Raw genomic sequence first — 17,038 nt, forward strand, 5'->3', positions numbered from 1 at the left:
CTCAGGCGAACAGCTCGCCCTGCAGTCGATCGAGCAACGCCTGGATGGCATCCAGGCGTTGCTGCGGCGCGTCAATGGCCAGGAGATCGAGTTTGTCTTCCTCAACGAAGGGCAGCAGATAGGCAAGCTGATTAGCCAGGGATTGCTGGCCCAGGACCTGGGCCGGCATGTCCAGCGCGGCCACCATCGGGTGCTCGCCCAAGGCCTTGAGCAAGGCCAGCAGATCATCATCCTGATCGCGCAATGGCGTATCGGGCAGATCCTGCAGCCACTGCACCTCTGCCAGCAACAACTGGTCCTTTTGCACGTGCGCCTGCTCTACACGAAAACGCCGGGTGCCCTCGACGCGAATGCCGAGCAAGCCGTTGTCCTGCTGTTGGAAATCGCGAATCAGCGCCTCGCACCCAATCGAGGCATAGCCTTCGGGTGCCTTGCCGACTTGCTCACCCTCAAGAATGCAGACAACGCCAAACCCGCCGCCCTGCTTCATGCAGCGACCGATCATGTCCAGGTAGCGCGCCTCGAAGATCTGCAGATCGAGATAGCAACCCGGAAACAGCACTGTATTGAGCGGAAACAGGGGTAACGTCATTGCAACTCCTTAAACAGCCAGGCTGACCGCGAGAGGCAGGAACACCGCTGTGGCGACCCCCATCAGGCTCATCGCGAGCGCCGCGAAGGCCCCGCACTCATCACTTTCCTGCAGCGCCACCGAGGTACCCACCGCATGAGCGGTCACTCCCAGGGCCATGCCTCGGGCCTCGGGGCTGTGCACACCACAACGTGACAACAGCCCGGGACCGAAAATCGCCCCGATCACCCCGGTAATCAGCACGAACACCGCCGCCAGGGCCGCCACGCCGCCAATCTGTTCGGCGACCAGCATGGCAATCGGCGAGGTCACCGACTTGGGCGCCATGGTCATCAGAATCATGTGTTCGGCACCAAACCACCACCCCAACAGCAAGCAGGCGCCGGTCGCAAAGACCCCTCCGAATACCAGCGTAGTAAAGGTCGGCCAGAACAGTTGGCGAATCCGCCGCAGGTTGAGATAGAGCGGTACCGCCAGGGCGACCGTCGCTGGGCCCAGGAGGATACTCATGATTTCGGTACTTTTGCGGTATTCGCTGTAGGTCAGACCACACGTCAGCAGTACGCCAATGACCACAAGCATCGACACCAGCACCGGCTGCAAGAAGATCCAGCGGGTTTTCTCGTAGGCGGCCAACACCAGTTGGTAAGCCCCCAGAGTGATGCCGATGCCGAACAGCGGATGATGAATGACGGCGTCCAGGGCTCCGCCCCAATCCAGGCTCATGACCGCTCCTCACGCTTGCCCTGGCGGGCGATCAGCTTTTGCATCAGCACACCGACAAACGCCAGGGTGATCAACGCCGAAAGCACCAAGGCACCGACGATGGCCCAGAAGTCGGCAGCGATATCGGCGGCATAAACCATCACCCCCACCGCCGGTGGCACCAACAGCAACGGCAGGTAGCGCAGCAGGCTATTGGCGGCCTCGCTCAGCGGCGCCCCCACTTCGCCGCGCACCATCAGGAACACCAGCAAAAACAGCAGCCCAAGGATGGCACCGGGCAGAAAAGGCACAAACAGGTGATTGATCGCCGTCCCAAGCAATTGAAACAACACCAGCCAGGTCAATCCACGCAACAGCATAACTACCTCCTTTGGGCCTGGCGGCCATTATAAGCACGCTAACGACCTGCCTATAACCTGATATTCGCCGAAAATATGGCGACTTGACCGCTTTGTGCAGGCGTGCTGATCTTAGGTGTTTGAATCTGCCTACGTCATAAGAAATCCAAAGACAATCTGGAGAGTCAAGATGCCCTTTGTACCTGTTGCAGAGCTTTCGCAGTACGTTGGAAAGGAACTGGGACGTTCCGAATGGCTGACCATCGACCAAGACCGCATCAACCTGTTTGCCGAGGCCACAGGTGACTTTCAGTTCATCCATGTGGACCCGGTAAAGGCGGCAGAAACGCCATTTGGCAGCACCATTGCCCATGGCTTTCTCACCCTGTCGCTGATCCCCCAGTTGATGGAAGGCATCGTGGTCCTGCCTGAGGGCCTGAAGATGGTCGTCAACTACGGCCTGGACAGCGTGCGCTTCATCCAGCCAGTCAAGGTCGACAGCAAGGTCCGACTCAAGGTCGACCTGGCCGACGCCACCGAGAAAAAGCCCGGCCAGTGGCTGCTCAAGCTCACCGCCACCCTGGAAATCGAAGGCCAGGAAAAGCCCGCCTACATCGCCGAACCACTGACACTCTGCTTCGTCTGAGCCTGCCCGAAACTGAAACAGCCCCGGTGGCTGTTTCAGTCGGCGCATTCTGCGGCATACTCGGGGCCTCACCCGCCTGGACCCCGTCATGCGCCCACTTGTTCCTCTTGCCCTGACCTTGCTGCTCACCGCTTGTGGCGATGGCGAACCCCTGTCTCCACCGGATGCACGCCTGCCCGATGGTGGTCGCTTCCGGGGCCAGGTGGTCGAAGGCCTGCTGCAAGGCGAAGGCCGCATCGACTACCCCAACGGCAGTTGGTACGCCGGCAACTTCCTCAATGGCCAGTGGCACGGCCAGGGCGAATGGCACGGCAGCAACGGCGAAGTCTATCGCGGCCAGTTCCAGCAAGGTCTGTTCCATGGCCTGGGCACCCTGAAAACCTCAGGCAGCAGCTATACCGGCGGCTTCAAGCTCGGCCGACGCGATGGCGAAGGCACCCTCAAAGAGAGCGGTCTGCTGTATCGCGGCCAGTTCAATGACGACCAATACAACGGTGCAGGCCACCTCGAACTCGCCGACGGCAGTCAGTACCAGGGCCTGTTCGCCCGCGGCAAACCCAATGGTGAAGGCATTCGCAGCGATGCCAGCGGCAACCAGTTCAGCGGGCGCTTCGTCAACGGCCAACTCGAAGGTAGCGGCACCTACAACAGTGCCGAAGGCGACCAATACATCGGCGCCTTTCGCGACAATCGCCTGGAAGGTCGTGGCCGCTATGAAAGCGTCGACGGTGATGTCTGGATCGGGCAGTTCAAGGACGGCACCCTCAATGGCAAAGGCGAGCTGATCGCCAGCGATGGCAGCCATTACAAGGGCAACTTTCGCGACTGGCGCTTCTCCGGCAACGGTCGCTTGCAGCTGGCCGATGGCAGCCTGTATGTCGGCGGCTTTGACAACGACACCTACCATGGCCGTGGCCGCCTGACCCTCACCGATGGCAGCAGCCAGAGCGGTGAATGGATCAACGGCCTGCGCGTGCGCGACGAGATGGGCAAGCTGCTGCCTGACCCGCTGGAACTGGCACTGCTGAACCAAGGGCCGCTGCTGGAGCAGGCACTGAAGCAGATTCCGGCGTCCACGCCGCAGATCGAACTGTACAGCCTGACCCTGGCCGGCGACGGCAAGCAGAGTGTGTTTCTGCGCGAGGCCGACTATGTCAGCACCATGCTCAAGAGCCGCTTTGGCGCCACGGGGCAAATCAGCCTGGTCAATCATCGCGACCACCTCGATGACCGGCCCATGGCCACCCGCGAAAACCTTGCCCGCGCCGTTCGCACCCTGGCCGAGCGCACCGGCCCCGAAGACCTGGTGTTCATCTACCTGACCACCCACGGCAGCCACGAGCACGAACTGGTACTCGATCAGCCACGCCTGCAACTGGCCGACCTGCCAGCCGATGCCCTCGCCAGTACACTGGCGCCATTGAAAGATCGCGACAAGATCATTGTCATCTCGGCCTGCTATTCAGGGGGCTACATCGACTCGCTCAAAGACGACAAGACATTGATCATGACCGCCTCTCGGGCGGACCGTGTGTCGTTCGGCTGCTCTGAAGAAGCAGACTTTACCTACTTCGGCGATGCCTTGTTCGCCCAGGCCCTGAACCAAACCGACGACCTGCAGCAGGCCTTTGATCAAGCCAGCGCCAGCGTTGCCGAGCGCGAAGCGGTAGAGGGTTTCGAGGCCTCCGAGCCGCAAATCTGGGCCCCCAAGGACGTAGTGGCACATTGGCAACGCTTGCGCCAGCAGCAGGCGCGCAAAGCCCTGGAAAGCAAAACGGCAAATGAGACGGGACATGCAAAAAATGCCAGCAGCCACTAAGCTGACTGTATCAAGGGAGAGACATCATGTACTTGACGCCTCAGCATATCCTGCTTGCCGGAGCCACCGGTCTCACTGGTGAACATCTGCTCGACCGGTTGCTCAACGAGCCAACCGTCAGTCGCGTGCTAGCCCCTACCCGTCGCCCGCTGGCCGAGCACCCGCACCTGGAAAACCCGGTCGGCGATCCGGCAATCTTCCTGCCGCAACTGGCCGGTCGTGTCGACATCGCGTTCTGCTGCCTGGGCACCACAATCAAACAGGCAGGGTCCGAATCGGCTTTTCGTGCCGTCGACCTGGACATGGTGGTGGCGTTCGGCAAACGTGCCCGGGAGATGGGTGCCAGGCACCTGCTGGTGTTGAGCGCCCTGGGCGCCGACCGTCGGTCGCGGATCTTCTACAACCGGGTCAAGGGCGAAATGGAAGCAGCCTTGAAGGCCCAGGACTGGCCGCAACTGACCATCGCCCGCCCTTCCCTGTTGCTGGGTGATCGGCTGGAACCACGCCTGGCCGATCAGGTTGCCGGGCCGTTGGCCAAACTCATTCCCGGTAAGTTCCGTGGTATCGAAGCCTGCCAGCTGGCCCGCGCACTGTGGCGCCTGGCGCTGGAAGAGCAGGACGGGATTCGCATTGTCGAGTCCGACGAATTGCGCAGGCTCGGCAGGTAAAACCGATCGCGGGGCAAGCCCGCTCCTACAATGTTGCTGTAGGAGCGAGCTTGCCCCGCGATGTCATTACAACCCACCCGTCGCCTGAAACCCGATTCCCAATGCCGTCAACACCGACAACGGCAACAGCAAGGTGTCGAGCAACAGGCTCCCCGGCAGATCCAGCCCCGGATAACGCGGCGCCTCGGCGCCAAAGCGGTCCATCGCACAACACCCACCTTGCAGTGCATACAGGTCAAGCCGCGTACCGCTATAGACCAACGGTGCCCCAGGCTTGGCGGCATCCAGTGTGCGTACGCTGGCACAACCACTGACCAGCACACACAGCGCGGCCACGCCGAGCAGTCGCTTCATTCATCGGCGCCGAGGTGATGCTCGCCCCAGCGCGGCAGCATGTCCTGGGGGATGTCCAGCAGATTGAGGATCCGTGCCACGACAAAGTCGATCAAATCATCAATGGTCTGCGGCTGGTGATAGAACCCCGGCGCCGCAGGCAGGATCACCGCGCCCATGTTCGACAGCTTGAGCATGTTCTCCAGATGGATAGTGGAGAACGGCGCTTCACGCGGCACCAGGATCAACTGGCGACGCTCCTTGAGGGTGACGTCGGCAGCACGCTCGATGAGGTTGTTGCAAGCACCCGTGGCAATCGCCGACAGCGTGCCGGTAGAGCACGGCACCACCACCATCGCTGCCGGCGCGCCGGAGCCGGAAGCCACTGGCGACATCCAGTCCTCCTTGCCGTACACGCGAATCTGCCCGGCGGCAGCGCCGGTGTACTCGGTGAGAAAGGTTTGAATCGCCTGAGGCTTGGCCGGAAGCACCACGTCGGTTTCGGTCGACATCACCAGTTGCGCGGCCTTGGAGATCAGAAAGTGCACCTCCCGGTCTTCGCGCACCAGGCAATCGAGCAGGCGCAGCCCATACTGCGCCCCCGAAGCCCCGGTCATGGCCAGAGTGATGCGTTCCGGCCCGCTCATTTCAGCGCCTCGGCCAGCTTGCCGTGCAGCCCGCCAAAACCACCGTTACTCATGATCACCACCTGGGTGCCGGGCTTGGCCTGGCTCTTGACCCGCTCGATGATCGCTTCAAGGCTGTCGGCAACCACGGCAGGCACCTTGCACTCGGCGGCAGTGGCGGCCAGGTCCCACCCCAGGTTGGGTGGCGCATACCAGATGACCTGGTCGGCATCGTTGACGCTTTCCGGCAAGCCATCGCGGTGCGCGCCCAGCTTCATCGAGTTGGAACGAGGCTCGATCACCGCGATCAGCGGCGCATCGCCAATGCGCTTGCGCAGGCCGTCGAGGGTGGTGGCAATAGCAGTCGGGTGGTGCGCGAAGTCGTCATAGATGGTCACGCCCTGCACTTCGGCGACTTTCTCCATGCGACGCTTGACGCTCTTGAATGCGCTCAATGCGGCAATACCCATCGCCGGTACCACACCAACATGGCGGGCTGCGGCCAGGGTTGCCAGGGCGTTGGCCACGTTGTGCTGGCCGGTCAGTTCCCACTCGACCACGCCTTGAGTCTCGCCTTCAAAGCTGACTTCAAAACGCGAACCGTCGGCGCTGAGCAGCTTGACCTGCCACTGCCCGCCTTCGCCGGTGGTTTGTACCGGTGTCCAGCAGCCCATCTTGATGACCCGCTCGATCGCAAGCTCGGTGGTCGGATGAATGACCAGACCTTCACTCGGAATGGTGCGCACCAAGTGATGGAACTGACGCTCGATCGCTGCCAGATCAGGGAAGATATCCGCGTGATCGAACTCGAGGTTGTTGAGGATCGCAGTACGCGGGCGGTAGTGGACAAACTTCGAGCGCTTGTCGAAGAAGGCGCTGTCGTATTCGTCAGCCTCGACCACGAAGAACGGCGTGCCGCCCAAGCGCGCCGACACCGAGAAGTTCTGTGGCACACCGCCAATCAAAAAGCCCGGGCTCATGCCGGCATGTTCCAGCACCCAGGCCAGCATGCTGCTGGTGGTGGTCTTGCCATGCGTGCCGGCAACCGCCAGCACCCAGCGACCTTGCAGCACATGGTCGGCCAGCCACTGCGGACCCGACACGTAAGGCAGGCCCTTGTTGAGCACGTATTCCACCGCAGGATTGCCACGGGACAGTGCGTTGCCAATCACCACCAGATCGGGCGCCGGGTCCAGCTGGGCGGCGTCGTAGCCCTGGGTCAGCTCGATGCCCTGGGCCTCAAGCTGGGTGCTCATGGGGGGATAGACATTGGCGTCGGAGCCTGTGACGCGATGACCGAGCTCTTTGGCCAGCACCGCCAGCGAACCCATGAAAGTGCCGCAAATACCGAGAATATGAATGTGCATGATCGACCTCGCAAAACGTCGAGGCAGGGTAGCCCAGCGCACAGGAAATCGCATCCTGTGTTTCGCTCAAAGACTGCGGGCGATACCGTGCTTGCGAAGTTTTCGATACAAGGTATTGCGGCTGACACCCAACTGCGCGGCGACATGGGTCATGTGCCAGCGAAGTTGCTCGAGGGTGGCAAGCAAGGCATCGCGCTCGGCGCACTGCAGGAGCGGTGGTGCAGCGTCTTGGCCTGTTCTGTGAGGTGGAGGGTTTGAGGGACTGCTATCGCGGGGCAAGCCCGCTCCTACAGCAGTCACTGTGGCTGGCAGGTCGGTGTGGCGGATGATGCCGTTATCACACAGCGCTACCAAGGTGCGCAGCACATTACGCAACTGGCGCACGTTCCCGGGCCAGGCGAATGCCAGCAACGCCTGCCGTGCCGACGGTTCCAGGCTCACAACCTGACTACCCGCTTCCTCGGCGAGGATGAAATCGAGCAACTGGGATTTGTCGCTACGCTCACGCAAGGCAGGCAGCTCGATCTCCAGGCCGTTGAGGCGGTAATAAAGGTCTTCACGGAAACTGCCATCCTCTACCCGCCCCAGCAAGTTGCGGTGGGTGGCACTGATGATGCGCACGTTGACCGCCTGCGGTTCCCCGCCGATCGGCACCACCATGCGGTCTTCCAATACCCGCAGCAAGCGGGTCTGCAAGGCCAGTGGCATGTCGCCAATTTCATCCAGCAACAAGGTGCCGCCGTCAGCCTGCTGCAGCTTGCCGCGCATGCCCTCCTTGCGGGCACCGGTGAAGCTTCCGCCCCGGTAGCCGAACAGCTCGCTCTCGATCAGGCTTTCTGGAATGGAGGCACAGTTGAGGGCAACAAACGCCTTGTCGCCACGCTGGCTGGCCTGGTGCACCGCCTTGGCGAAGGCCTCCTTGCCGCTGCCGGTCTCACCATTGATCAGCAAGGGAACATCGCGCTCGAACACCCGCACGGCCCGGCGGAAATCGTTCTGCAACAGCGGATCGAGCAGGCAAATCGCCCCGCCCTTCTCTACCTTGGCAGCAGGTGCCGGGGACGCCAATGAAGGCACTACCGGGTTGCGAACCTGGCCCCGCAGGCTGGCGAACAACAAGCGGCCATCGCGGGTGCGCAATGGCCAACTGGTGCTGGCCTGCGCCGTCGTGCGGCTGAACAGCTCATCCAGCGCACAGTCGAAGAACATCTCGACCGGCTTGCCCAGCACACCGCCCCGGATGGTGCCGAGCAGGTTCAAGGCGCTTTGGTTGACCGCACAAATCCGCCCATCGCCATCAAACGCAAGCAGCCCTTCGCTGAACAATCCGACCGACTCGGCCTGAAGGTGAAAGCGCAGCAGCCATTGGTTCTCAAAATAGCGCAGGAAATAACAGCTCTCGATCATTTTTGCCGAAAGATTGACCAGCGCCATGGTGTGGAACTGGCTCTGGCGCGACACATCCGGACGCGCCGAAGACACGTCGAGTACCGCCAGCAGCTCGCCATGGGGGTCGAAGACCGGGCTGGCCGAGCAAGTCAGGCCGGTATGCCGGCCACGGAAATGTTCATCCTGGTGAATGGTCAGCGCCTGGCGTTCGACCAGGCAGGTGCCGATGCCATTGGTGCCTTCGCGGGCCTCGCTCCAGTCAGCGCCGAGCCACAGCCCGGCGCGCTCGAAAATACGCCGTTCGGTCGGCGCCGTAACGCAATTGAGGATCACCCCGCGGGCATCGGTCAGCAGCACCGCATGCCCGGCGCCAGACAACTGCTGGTGCAGGCTGTTCATCTCGGTGCCGGCAATCTGCAGCACCTGCTGCAGGCGCTCGCGGCTCTCCAGCACGCGGCCATGTTCAAGCACGGTGGGCGCCATGCTCTGGGCCGGGTCCAGATGGTAGTCCTCAAGGCAGCGCAGCCATGAGCGGGCAATCGACGGATCGCTGCCCGGCCCCTGCATTTGCGCCTTGCCCTGGGTGACCGTAAGCACTTGCCGGGCGTGCCGGCTGAGGTGATTGTTCTGCACTTTTTATTGTTCTCCGCAGACGAGATAAGCCCAGCATCCTCCACCCGTCCCGGCATTGCAATGCTGGCTTGACCGCTGGGTCACAGGCTGTGCCACAAGCGGTACAAAGTGTCACCCAGGCTGTATCGCCGCTGCCACACCGGCCCCTCCAGGCCGCCAGAAAAACACCGTAAGCCCTTGATTTAGCTGGCACTGAAAACACTGGCCCAACCCTTGCTCTATGCTTCTTATCCTCCACCAACAAGCACAATAGCCAGGAGACACACCATGCGTTATGCACATCCCGGTACCGAAGGCGCGAAAGTCACCTTCAAAAGCCGTTACGGGAATTACATCGGTGGCGAGTTCGTAGCTCCAGTCAAAGGGCAGTACTTTGAAAACATCTCGCCTGTAAACGGCAAACTGATCGCCGAATTCCCGCGCTCCGGTCCCGAAGACATCGAAAAAGCCCTGGACGCCGCCCATGCTGCCGCAGACGCCTGGGGCACAACCTCGGCCCAGGCCCGCTCGCTGATCCTGCTGAAGATCGCCGACCGCATCGAACAGAACCTCGAACTGCTGGCCATCACCGAAACCTGGGACAACGGCAAGGCCATCCGCGAAACCCTGAACGCCGATATCCCCCTGGCCGCTGACCACTTCCGCTACTTCGCCGGCTGCCTGCGCGCCCAGGAAGGCGGCGCCGCGGAAATCGACGGCAACACCGTGGCCTACCACATCCATGAACCCCTGGGCGTGGTCGGTCAGATCATCCCGTGGAACTTCCCGATCCTGATGGCCGCCTGGAAACTTGCTCCGGCCCTGGCCGCCGGTAACTGCGTGGTGCTCAAGCCTGCCGAGCAGACGCCGCTGGGCATCAGCGTGCTGCTGGAAGTGATCGGCGACCTGCTGCCACCTGGTGTGCTCAACGTGGTGCAAGGCTATGGCCGCGAAGCCGGCGAAGCCCTGGCCACCAGCAAGCGCATCGCCAAGATCGCCTTCACCGGCTCTACCCCGGTGGGCTCGCACATCATGAAATGCGCTGCCGAGAACATCATCCCGTCCACCGTGGAGCTGGGTGGCAAATCGCCGAACATCTTCTTTGAAGACATCATGCAGGCCGAGCAGTCGTTCATCGAGAAGGCCGCCGAAGGCCTGGTGCTGGCCTTCTTCAACCAGGGTGAGGTGTGCACCTGCCCGTCACGGGCACTGGTGCAGGAGTCGATCTACCCGGCGTTCATGCAAGAGGTGATGAAGAAGATCAAGCAGATCAAGCGCGGCGACCCGCTGGACACCGACACCATGGTCGGCGCCCAGGCCTCCGAGCAGCAGTTCGACAAGATCCTCTCGTACCTGGAGATCGCCGAGAAAGAAGGCGCCGAGCTGCTCACCGGCGGCAAGGTGGAGAAACTCGAAGGCAACCTTGCCACCGGTTTCTACATCCAGCCGACCCTGCTCAAGGGCAACAACCAGATGCGCGTGTTCCAGGAAGAAATCTTCGGCCCGGTGGTGAGTGTCACCACCTTCAAGGACGAAGCCGAAGCCCTGGCGATTGCCAACGACACCGAGTTCGGTCTGGGTGCCGGCGTATGGACCCGCGACATCAACCGCGCCTACCGCATGGGCCGCGGCATCAAGGCAGGCCGTGTGTGGACCAACTGCTACCACCTGTACCCGGCGCATGCTGCGTTCGGCGGCTACAAGAAGTCCGGCGTCGGCCGTGAAACCCATAAAATGATGCTCGACCACTACCAGCAAACCAAAAACCTGCTGGTGAGCTACGACATCAACCCGCTGGGCTTCTTCTAAACCAGCAACAGGGCGGTCCCACCCCCGGGACCGCTCTGGCTCGCTTCCTGCAAGACCATCACCACAGGCCGGCATCCGCCGGTGACGATAAAAAAAACAGGTGAACCCTATGCCAAGCGATCACACCGGCAGCGCGCCGGCAGGCTCTTCTGTCGACTTCGAGAAAGTCGGTTCCGACTACTTCCAACAACGTGAACTGAAAAAGGGCGCGGCAGGCTGGGTACTGCTGGTGGGTCTGGGAGTCGCCTATGTGATTTCCGGCGACTACGCCGGCTGGAACTTCGGCCTGGCCCAGGGTGGCTGGGGCGGTATGTTCCTGGCCACCTTGCTGATGGCCACCATGTACCTGTGCATGTGTTTTTCGCTGGCCGAACTGTCTTCGATGATCCCCACCGCCGGTGGCGGCTACGGCTTTGCCCGCAGTGCATTCGGGCCCTGGGGCGGGTTTCTGACCGGTACCGCGATCCTCATCGAGTATGCGATTGCCCCGGCCGCCATTGCCGTGTTCATCGGCGCCTATTGCCAGTCGTTGTTTGGTATCGGCGGCTGGATGATCTACCTCGCCTTCTACATCATCTTCATCGGTATCCACATCTTCGGCGTGGGTGAAGCGCTCAAGCTGATGTTCATCATCACCGCCGTGGCAGCCATTGCCCTGGGCGTGTTCCTGGTGGCGATGGTGCCGCATTTCGATGTGAACAACCTGTTCGACATTGCCCAGACCGACGCCGTTGGCGCCAGCAGCTTCCTGCCATTCGGCTATGTGGGCGTGTGGGCGGCAATCCCCTACGCGATCTGGTTTTTCCTCGCGGTCGAAGGCGTGCCACTGGCCGCCGAAGAAACCAAGAACCCCAAGCGCGACCTGCCCCGCGGCCTGATCGGCGCCATGCTGGTGCTGCTGGCCTTTGCCTTGCTGATCCTGGTGGTTGGCCCAGGCGGCGCCGGTGCCGAAGCCCTGAAGGCCTCCGGCAACCCGCTGGTGGAGGCGCTGTCCAAAGCCTACGGCGGCAACACCTGGATGGGCGGCTTCGTCAACCTGGTGGGCCTGGCCGGCCTGATCGCCAGTTTCTTCTCGATCATCTACGCCTACTCGCGGCAGATCTTTGCCCTGTCCCGTGCTGGCTACCTGCCGCGCAAGCTTTCGCAGACCAACAAGAGCAAGGCCCCGGTGCTGGCCCTGGTGATCCCCGGGATCATCGGCTTCGCCCTGTCGCTGACCGGCCAGGGTGACCTGTTGATCCTGGTGGCGGTGTTCGGCGCTACGCTGTCTTATGTACTGATGATGGCTGCGCACATCACCCTGCGCATTCGCCGCCCCAAAATGGAGCGCCCGTATCGTACGCCGGGCGGCATCTTCACCTCCGGTGTGGCCCTGGTGCTGGCCTGCCTTGCTGTCGTCGCAGGCTTCCTGGTCGACCCCAGGGTCGTAATTGGCGCTGCGGTGATTTATGGGGTATTGATTGCCTACTTTGCTTTCTACAGTCGGCACCACCTGGTCGCCGGGACACCGGAAGAAGAATTCGCAGCGATCCAGAAGGCCGAAGAGGCCCTGCACTGATCGACGCCACCTCCGCCGCAGGCCCGCCCTGCGGCGTTCTGGAGATTCTGTATGGCAAGTTTTGTACACACGGCAGGTCAACAGACCTACCGCTTCGACAGCCTCAAAGAAGTCATGGCCAAGGCCAGCCCCGCTCGCTCGGGCGACTTTCTCGCCGGGGTGGCGGCCAGCAATGACGGTGAACGGGTCGCCGCGCAAATGGCCCTGGCCGACATCCCCCTCAAGCACTTTTTGACTGAAGCCCTGATCCCTTACGAGGAAGACGAAGTCACCCGGCTGATCATCGACACCCATGATGCCCAGGCCTTTGCCCCGGTCAGCCACCTGACCGTAGGTGGCCTGCGCGACTGGCTGCTGAGCGAAGCCGCCGACGAAACCAGCCTGCGCGCGCTGGCCCCGGGGCTGACCCCGGAAATGGCCGCTGCGGTGTCGAAAGTCATGCGTGTGCAGGACCTGGTACTGGTGGCCCAGAAGATCCGTGTGGTCACCCGTTTTCGCGGCACCATGGGCCTGCGCGGGCGCCTGTCGACCCGCCTACAACCCAACCACCCCACCGATGAACCCGCCGGCATCGCCGCGAGCATCCTCGACGGCCTGTTGTACGGCAACGGCGACGCCATGATCGGCATCAACCCGGCCACCGACAGCATCGCCTCGATCTGCGCGCTGCTGGAAATGCTCGACGCCATCATCCAGCGCTATGACATTCCCACCCAGGCCTGCGTGCTCACCCACGTGACCACCTCGATCGAAGCGATCAACCGCGGCGTGCCGCTGGACCTGGTGTTCCAGTCGATTGCCGGTACCGAGGCGGCCAACGCCAGTTTCGGCATCAACCTCAATGTGCTGCAGGAAGGCTATGACGCAGGCCTCAGCCTCAAGCGCGGCACCCTGGGGCAGAACCTGATGTATTTCGAGACCGGCCAGGGCAGCGCCCTGTCGGCCAACGCCCACCATGGCGTCGACCAGCAAACCTGCGAAACCCGCGCTTACGCCGTGGCCCGGCATTTCAAGCCGTTCCTGGTGAACACCGTGGTCGGCTTCATCGGCCCGGAATACCTGTACAACGGCAAGCAGATCATCCGTGCCGGCCTCGAGGACCACTTCTGCGGCAAGCTGCTGGGCGTGCCCATGGGCTGCGATATCTGCTACACCAACCATGCCGAAGCCGACCAGGACGACATGGACATGCTCCTGACCCTGCTGGGCGTAGCCGGCATCAACTTCATCATGGGCATCCCCGGCTCCGACGACATCATGCTCAACTACCAGACCACTTCCTTCCACGACGCGCTGTATGCCCGCCAGACCCTGGGTTTGAAACCGGCGCCGGAATTCGAGGCCTGGCTGGCGCGCATGGGCATCTTCACCCAGGCCGATGGCCGGGTCCGTTTTGGTGACAACCTGCCACCGGCCTTCCGCCAGGCCCTGGCGCAACTGGGATAAGCGAGTCGAACATGGCCAACACTCCACAGCACGACAACAGCGCCAATCCCTGGCTGGAACTGCGCCGCCTGACCCCGGCGCGCATCGCCCTGGGCCGCACCGGCACCAGCCTGCCCACCGGTGCCCAGCTGGACTTCCAGTTCGCCCACGCCCAGGCCCGCGATGCGGTGCACCTGGCGTTCAATCACCAGGGGCTCCGCGCGCAACTCAGCGAGCGCGGCCGCGACAGCCTGGTGCTGCACAGCGCCGCTGCCGATCGCCACAGTTATCTGCAGCGTCCCGACCTGGGCCGGCGCCTGCACGAAGACTCGGCCCAGCAACTGCGCGAGCATGCCCTGGCCAACCCGGGCGGCGTCGACCTTGCCATCGTGGTTGCCGATGGCCTCTCGGCGCTGGCCGTACACCGCCACACCCTGCCGTTTCTGGCGCGTTTTGAAGAACAAGCCGCTGCCGACGGCTGGTCCACCGCCCCCGTGGTGCTGGTGGAGCAAGGCCGCGTCGCGGTAGCCGACGAGGTGGGCGAGCTGCTGGGGGCGAAAATGACCGTGATCCTGATCGGCGAACGCCCGGGCTTGAGCTCGCCAGACAGCCTGGGGCTGTATTTCACCTATAACCCCAGGGTCGGACTGACCGACGCCTACCGCAACTGCATCTCCAACGTGCGCCTGGAGGGCCTGAGCTACGGCATGGCGGCACATCGCCTGCTGTACCTCATGCGTGAGGCCTGCCGCCGACAGCTGTCCGGGGTCAATCTGAAGGACGAAGCGCAAGTACACACGCTCGAGTCAGAAGCCGACACACCTACCAAAGGCAATTTCCTGCTCAGCAAACCGTGAAAGCGCCAGGTTCGTAGATTGCACTTTCTAATTGCCTTCAGGCAGCATCTGCCAAGGCTGCCGGCGATTCGCCGCACTCTCCCATGGACCCTGAGGCCTGCTTATGCGAATCATAAAAGCAACCCTGGAACATCTGGACCTGCTTGCCCCACTCTTCGTCAAATACCGCGAGTTCTATGGGCAACTGCCCTTCCCGGACTCCTCGCGCAAGTTCCTGAAAAAACGCCTGGAACGTGGCGAGTCGTTGATCTACCTGGCCCTGCCGGATGATGACGACAACAAGCTGATGGGGTTCTGCCAGCTATACCCAAGCTTTTCGTCGCTCTCGCTCAAGCGCGTGTGGATTCTCAACGACATCTACGTGGCTGAGGACTCCCGGCGCATGCTGGTGGCCGACCACCTGATGCGCGAGGCCAAGCAGATGGCCAAGGACACCAACGCCGTGCGCATGCGGGTTTCGACCAGCAACGACAATGAAGTGGCGATGAAAACCTACGAATCCATCGGCTTTCGTGAAGACACCGAGTTCAAGAACTACATCCTGCCCATCAGCGCCGACTGACCCCCTCCTTACGGCAGGCCTCTGGCCTGCCTGATTCTTTTTGGAAATCCGCCGCTACAAACTGCGCAGGCACATTCTTCTTGCCGCCGTATAATGCGCCTCCCCATTATGTGTGAAACTTTACCCATTCCTTGGGTAACCTCCTCTCACAGTCGCATTACCCGTCATTACCAGCCCGTCGCTCGGGTCAAGAACACAGGTGCTGTACATGGACTTCAACCCGCTGGACCTTATCCTGCATCTCGACGCCTATCTCGATTTGCTGGTCAACAATTACGGCGGGTGGATCTACGCCATCCTGTTCCTGGTGATCTTCTGCGAAACGGGCCTGGTGGTCATGCCGTTCCTGCCCGGTGACTCCCTGCTGTTCATTGCCGGTGCCGTGGCAGCAGGCGGCGGCATGGACCCGGTGTTGCTCGGCGGCCTGCTGATGGCGGCGGCCATCCTGGGCGACAGCACCAACTATGTGATCGGGCGAACAGCGGGCGAACGCCTGTTCCGCAACCCCAACTCGAAGATCTTCCGTCGCGATTACCTGCAACAGACCCACGAGTTCTATGAGCGCCACGGCGGCAAAACCGTCACCCTGGCGCGCTTTCTGCCGATCCTGCGCACCTTTGCACCGTTCGTCGCCGGTATCGCGAAAATGCATTACCCACGGTTCCTCGGCTTCAGCGTGGCCGGCACCGTACTGTGGGTGGGTGGCCTGGTGACGCTGGGCTACTTCTTCGGCAACGTACCGTTCATCAAGCAAAACCTGTCGCTGATGATCGTGGCCATCATCATCCTGTCGCTGGTCCCCATGATCATCGGCGTGGTGCGCAGCCGCATGCACCGCACCGCCAAGGTCAACTAAGCCTGGCCATGTGGTCGCTCAGTGCCTGGCGCCGTCGTCGCACCCTCGCTCGCCACCCCGTCGACCCGCAGCGTTGGCAGCGGGTTCGCGAGCGCCTGCCGATCCTCGACGGCCTGAGTGCCGACGAGGACCGTTGGCTGTTTGAAGCCTGCGTGCTGTTCCTCGACGAAAAGCACCTGAGCCCCCTGCCCGGGGTCGAACTCGATGGCGAGCAACGCCTGTTCCTCGCGGCGCAAGCCCAGTTGCCGCTGCTGCACCTGGGCGAACTGAACTGGTACCAGGGCTTTCACGAGATAATCCTCTACCCCGACGACTTCCTCAGCCCTCAGCGCCATCGCGACGCCAGCGGCATCGAGCATGAGTGGGACGGCGAGCACAGCGGTGAAGCCTGGCAACAAGGCCCGGTCATCCTGGCCTGGCCTGGCGTTCTGGCCAGCGGCGGCTGGGAGGGCTACAACCTGGTCATCCATGAGCTTGCGCACAAGCTCGACATGCTCAACGGAGACGCCAACGGCCTGCCGCCCCTGCACAACGACATGCGCATCAGCGACTGGGCCCAGGCCATGCAGGGCGCCTACGATGACCTCAACCGCCAGCTCGACCGCAATCCCGACGCCGAAACCGCAATCGACCCCTATGCGGCGGAAAACCCGGCCGAATTCTTTGCCGTCACCAGCGAGTACTTCTTCAGCGCCCCCGACCTGCTCAACGCTGCCTACCCGGCGGTGTACCAGCAATTACGCGACTTTTACCGCCAGGACCCGCTGGCGCGACTGCAGCAATTGCAGCACGAACACCCCCACTATCAGCAGGCACCGGACTGACACCGCCGGACATCCGGGCGAACGTGGCAAG

At 62.3% G+C, this 17,038-nt stretch carries 16 protein-coding genes and 2 pseudogenes; 10 read left to right on the plus strand and 8 right to left on the minus strand.

Annotation, left to right across the window (positions count from 1 at the left end; genetic code table 11):
* Nucleotide 1: 1 nt before the first annotated feature.
* Genes U9R80_RS24270 through U9R80_RS24280 form a run of 3 tightly spaced genes read right to left on the minus strand, consistent with a single transcriptional unit; the run spans nt 2 to nt 1,677 of the window.
* On the minus strand, nt 2-592 hold the full coding sequence (locus U9R80_RS24270) for an LON peptidase substrate-binding domain-containing protein (protein WP_301839965.1): 591 nt from the start codon (nt 590-592) through the stop codon (nt 2-4).
* A gap of 9 nt (nt 593-601) precedes the next feature.
* Complete coding sequence (locus U9R80_RS24275; protein ID WP_301840128.1) at nt 602-1,312, minus strand: LrgB family protein; 711 nt, start codon at nt 1,310-1,312, stop codon at nt 602-604.
* 2 nt (nt 1,313-1,314) lie between these two features.
* Nucleotides 1,315-1,677, minus strand: coding sequence for a CidA/LrgA family protein (locus U9R80_RS24280; protein ID WP_301839964.1), 363 nt, complete (start codon nt 1,675-1,677; stop codon nt 1,315-1,317).
* A 169-nt stretch (nt 1,678-1,846) separates the two neighbouring features.
* Between U9R80_RS24280 and U9R80_RS24285 the strand changes: the two genes are divergently transcribed.
* The 3 genes from U9R80_RS24285 (at nt 1,847) to U9R80_RS24295 (ending at nt 4,789) form a co-directional block, all read left to right on the plus strand.
* Complete coding sequence (locus U9R80_RS24285; RefSeq protein WP_301839963.1) at nt 1,847-2,302, plus strand: MaoC family dehydratase; 456 nt, start codon at nt 1,847-1,849, stop codon at nt 2,300-2,302.
* Nucleotides 2,303-2,390: 88 nt separating this feature from the next.
* Entirely contained in the window at nt 2,391-4,121 is a 1,731-nt protein-coding gene (locus U9R80_RS24290; RefSeq protein WP_301839962.1) for a C13 family peptidase, read from the plus strand.
* 26 nt (nt 4,122-4,147) lie between these two features.
* The gene (locus tag U9R80_RS24295; protein ID WP_301839961.1) at nt 4,148-4,789 is read left to right on the plus strand and encodes an oxidoreductase; all 642 of its coding nucleotides are present in this window, start codon (nt 4,148-4,150) and stop codon (nt 4,787-4,789) included.
* A gap of 66 nt (nt 4,790-4,855) precedes the next feature.
* On the opposite strand, the gene U9R80_RS24300 is transcribed toward U9R80_RS24295, so the two are convergent.
* The 5 genes and pseudogenes from U9R80_RS24300 to U9R80_RS24315 form a co-directional block, all read right to left on the minus strand.
* The gene (locus U9R80_RS24300; protein ID WP_301839960.1) at nt 4,856-5,143 is read right to left on the minus strand and encodes a YceK/YidQ family lipoprotein; all 288 of its coding nucleotides are present in this window, start codon (nt 5,141-5,143) and stop codon (nt 4,856-4,858) included.
* Nucleotides 5,140-5,769 (minus strand): flavin prenyltransferase UbiX, encoded by a 630-nt coding sequence (gene ubiX, locus U9R80_RS24305; RefSeq protein WP_301839959.1) that lies wholly within the window; start codon nt 5,767-5,769, stop codon nt 5,140-5,142. The genes U9R80_RS24300 and ubiX overlap by 4 nt, the downstream gene beginning before the upstream one ends.
* Complete coding sequence (gene mpl, locus U9R80_RS24310; protein ID WP_301839958.1) at nt 5,766-7,115, minus strand: UDP-N-acetylmuramate:L-alanyl-gamma-D-glutamyl-meso-diaminopimelate ligase; 1,350 nt, start codon at nt 7,113-7,115, stop codon at nt 5,766-5,768. Before mpl ends, ubiX begins: the two co-directional genes overlap by 4 nt.
* 66 nt (nt 7,116-7,181) lie before the next feature.
* A pseudogene (locus U9R80_RS27425) lies at nt 7,182-7,325 on the minus strand (helix-turn-helix domain-containing protein); the annotation flags it as partial.
* 89 nt (nt 7,326-7,414) lie between these two features.
* Nucleotides 7,415-9,137 (minus strand): annotated as a pseudogene (locus U9R80_RS24315) (sigma-54-dependent Fis family transcriptional regulator); the annotation flags it as partial.
* Nucleotides 9,138-9,404: 267 nt separating this feature from the next.
* On the opposite strand from U9R80_RS24315, the gene exaC reads away from it, so the two are divergent.
* The 7 genes from exaC (at nt 9,405) to U9R80_RS24350 (ending at nt 17,007) form a co-directional block, all read left to right on the plus strand.
* The gene (gene exaC / locus U9R80_RS24320) at nt 9,405-10,925 is read left to right on the plus strand and encodes an acetaldehyde dehydrogenase ExaC (RefSeq protein WP_301839956.1); all 1,521 of its coding nucleotides are present in this window, start codon (nt 9,405-9,407) and stop codon (nt 10,923-10,925) included.
* A gap of 109 nt (nt 10,926-11,034) precedes the next feature.
* Nucleotides 11,035-12,483, plus strand: coding sequence for an ethanolamine permease (eat, locus tag U9R80_RS24325; RefSeq protein WP_301839955.1), 1,449 nt, complete (start codon nt 11,035-11,037; stop codon nt 12,481-12,483).
* 51 nt (nt 12,484-12,534) lie between these two features.
* Nucleotides 12,535-13,929, plus strand: coding sequence for an ethanolamine ammonia-lyase subunit EutB (locus U9R80_RS24330; RefSeq protein ID WP_301839953.1), 1,395 nt, complete (start codon nt 12,535-12,537; stop codon nt 13,927-13,929).
* 11 nt (nt 13,930-13,940) lie between these two features.
* On the plus strand, nt 13,941-14,765 hold the full coding sequence (gene eutC, locus U9R80_RS24335; RefSeq protein ID WP_301839951.1) for an ethanolamine ammonia-lyase subunit EutC: 825 nt from the start codon (nt 13,941-13,943) through the stop codon (nt 14,763-14,765).
* A 103-nt stretch (nt 14,766-14,868) separates the two neighbouring features.
* Entirely contained in the window at nt 14,869-15,327 is a 459-nt protein-coding gene (locus tag U9R80_RS24340; protein WP_301839950.1) for a GNAT family N-acetyltransferase, read from the plus strand.
* A 208-nt stretch (nt 15,328-15,535) separates the two neighbouring features.
* Nucleotides 15,536-16,183: a DedA family protein gene (locus U9R80_RS24345; RefSeq protein ID WP_301839948.1), complete on the plus strand. Its 648-nt coding sequence runs from the start codon at nt 15,536-15,538 to the stop codon at nt 16,181-16,183.
* An 8-nt stretch (nt 16,184-16,191) separates the two neighbouring features.
* A complete protein-coding gene (locus tag U9R80_RS24350; RefSeq protein ID WP_301839946.1) occupies nt 16,192-17,007 on the plus strand; it encodes a zinc-dependent peptidase in 816 nt (271 codons plus the stop codon).
* Nucleotides 17,008-17,038 lie beyond the last annotated feature (31 nt).

This window comes from Pseudomonas sp. JQ170C, from assembly GCF_035581345.1.
In the GTDB taxonomy this organism is placed as follows: Bacteria; Pseudomonadota; Gammaproteobacteria; order Pseudomonadales; family Pseudomonadaceae; genus Aquipseudomonas.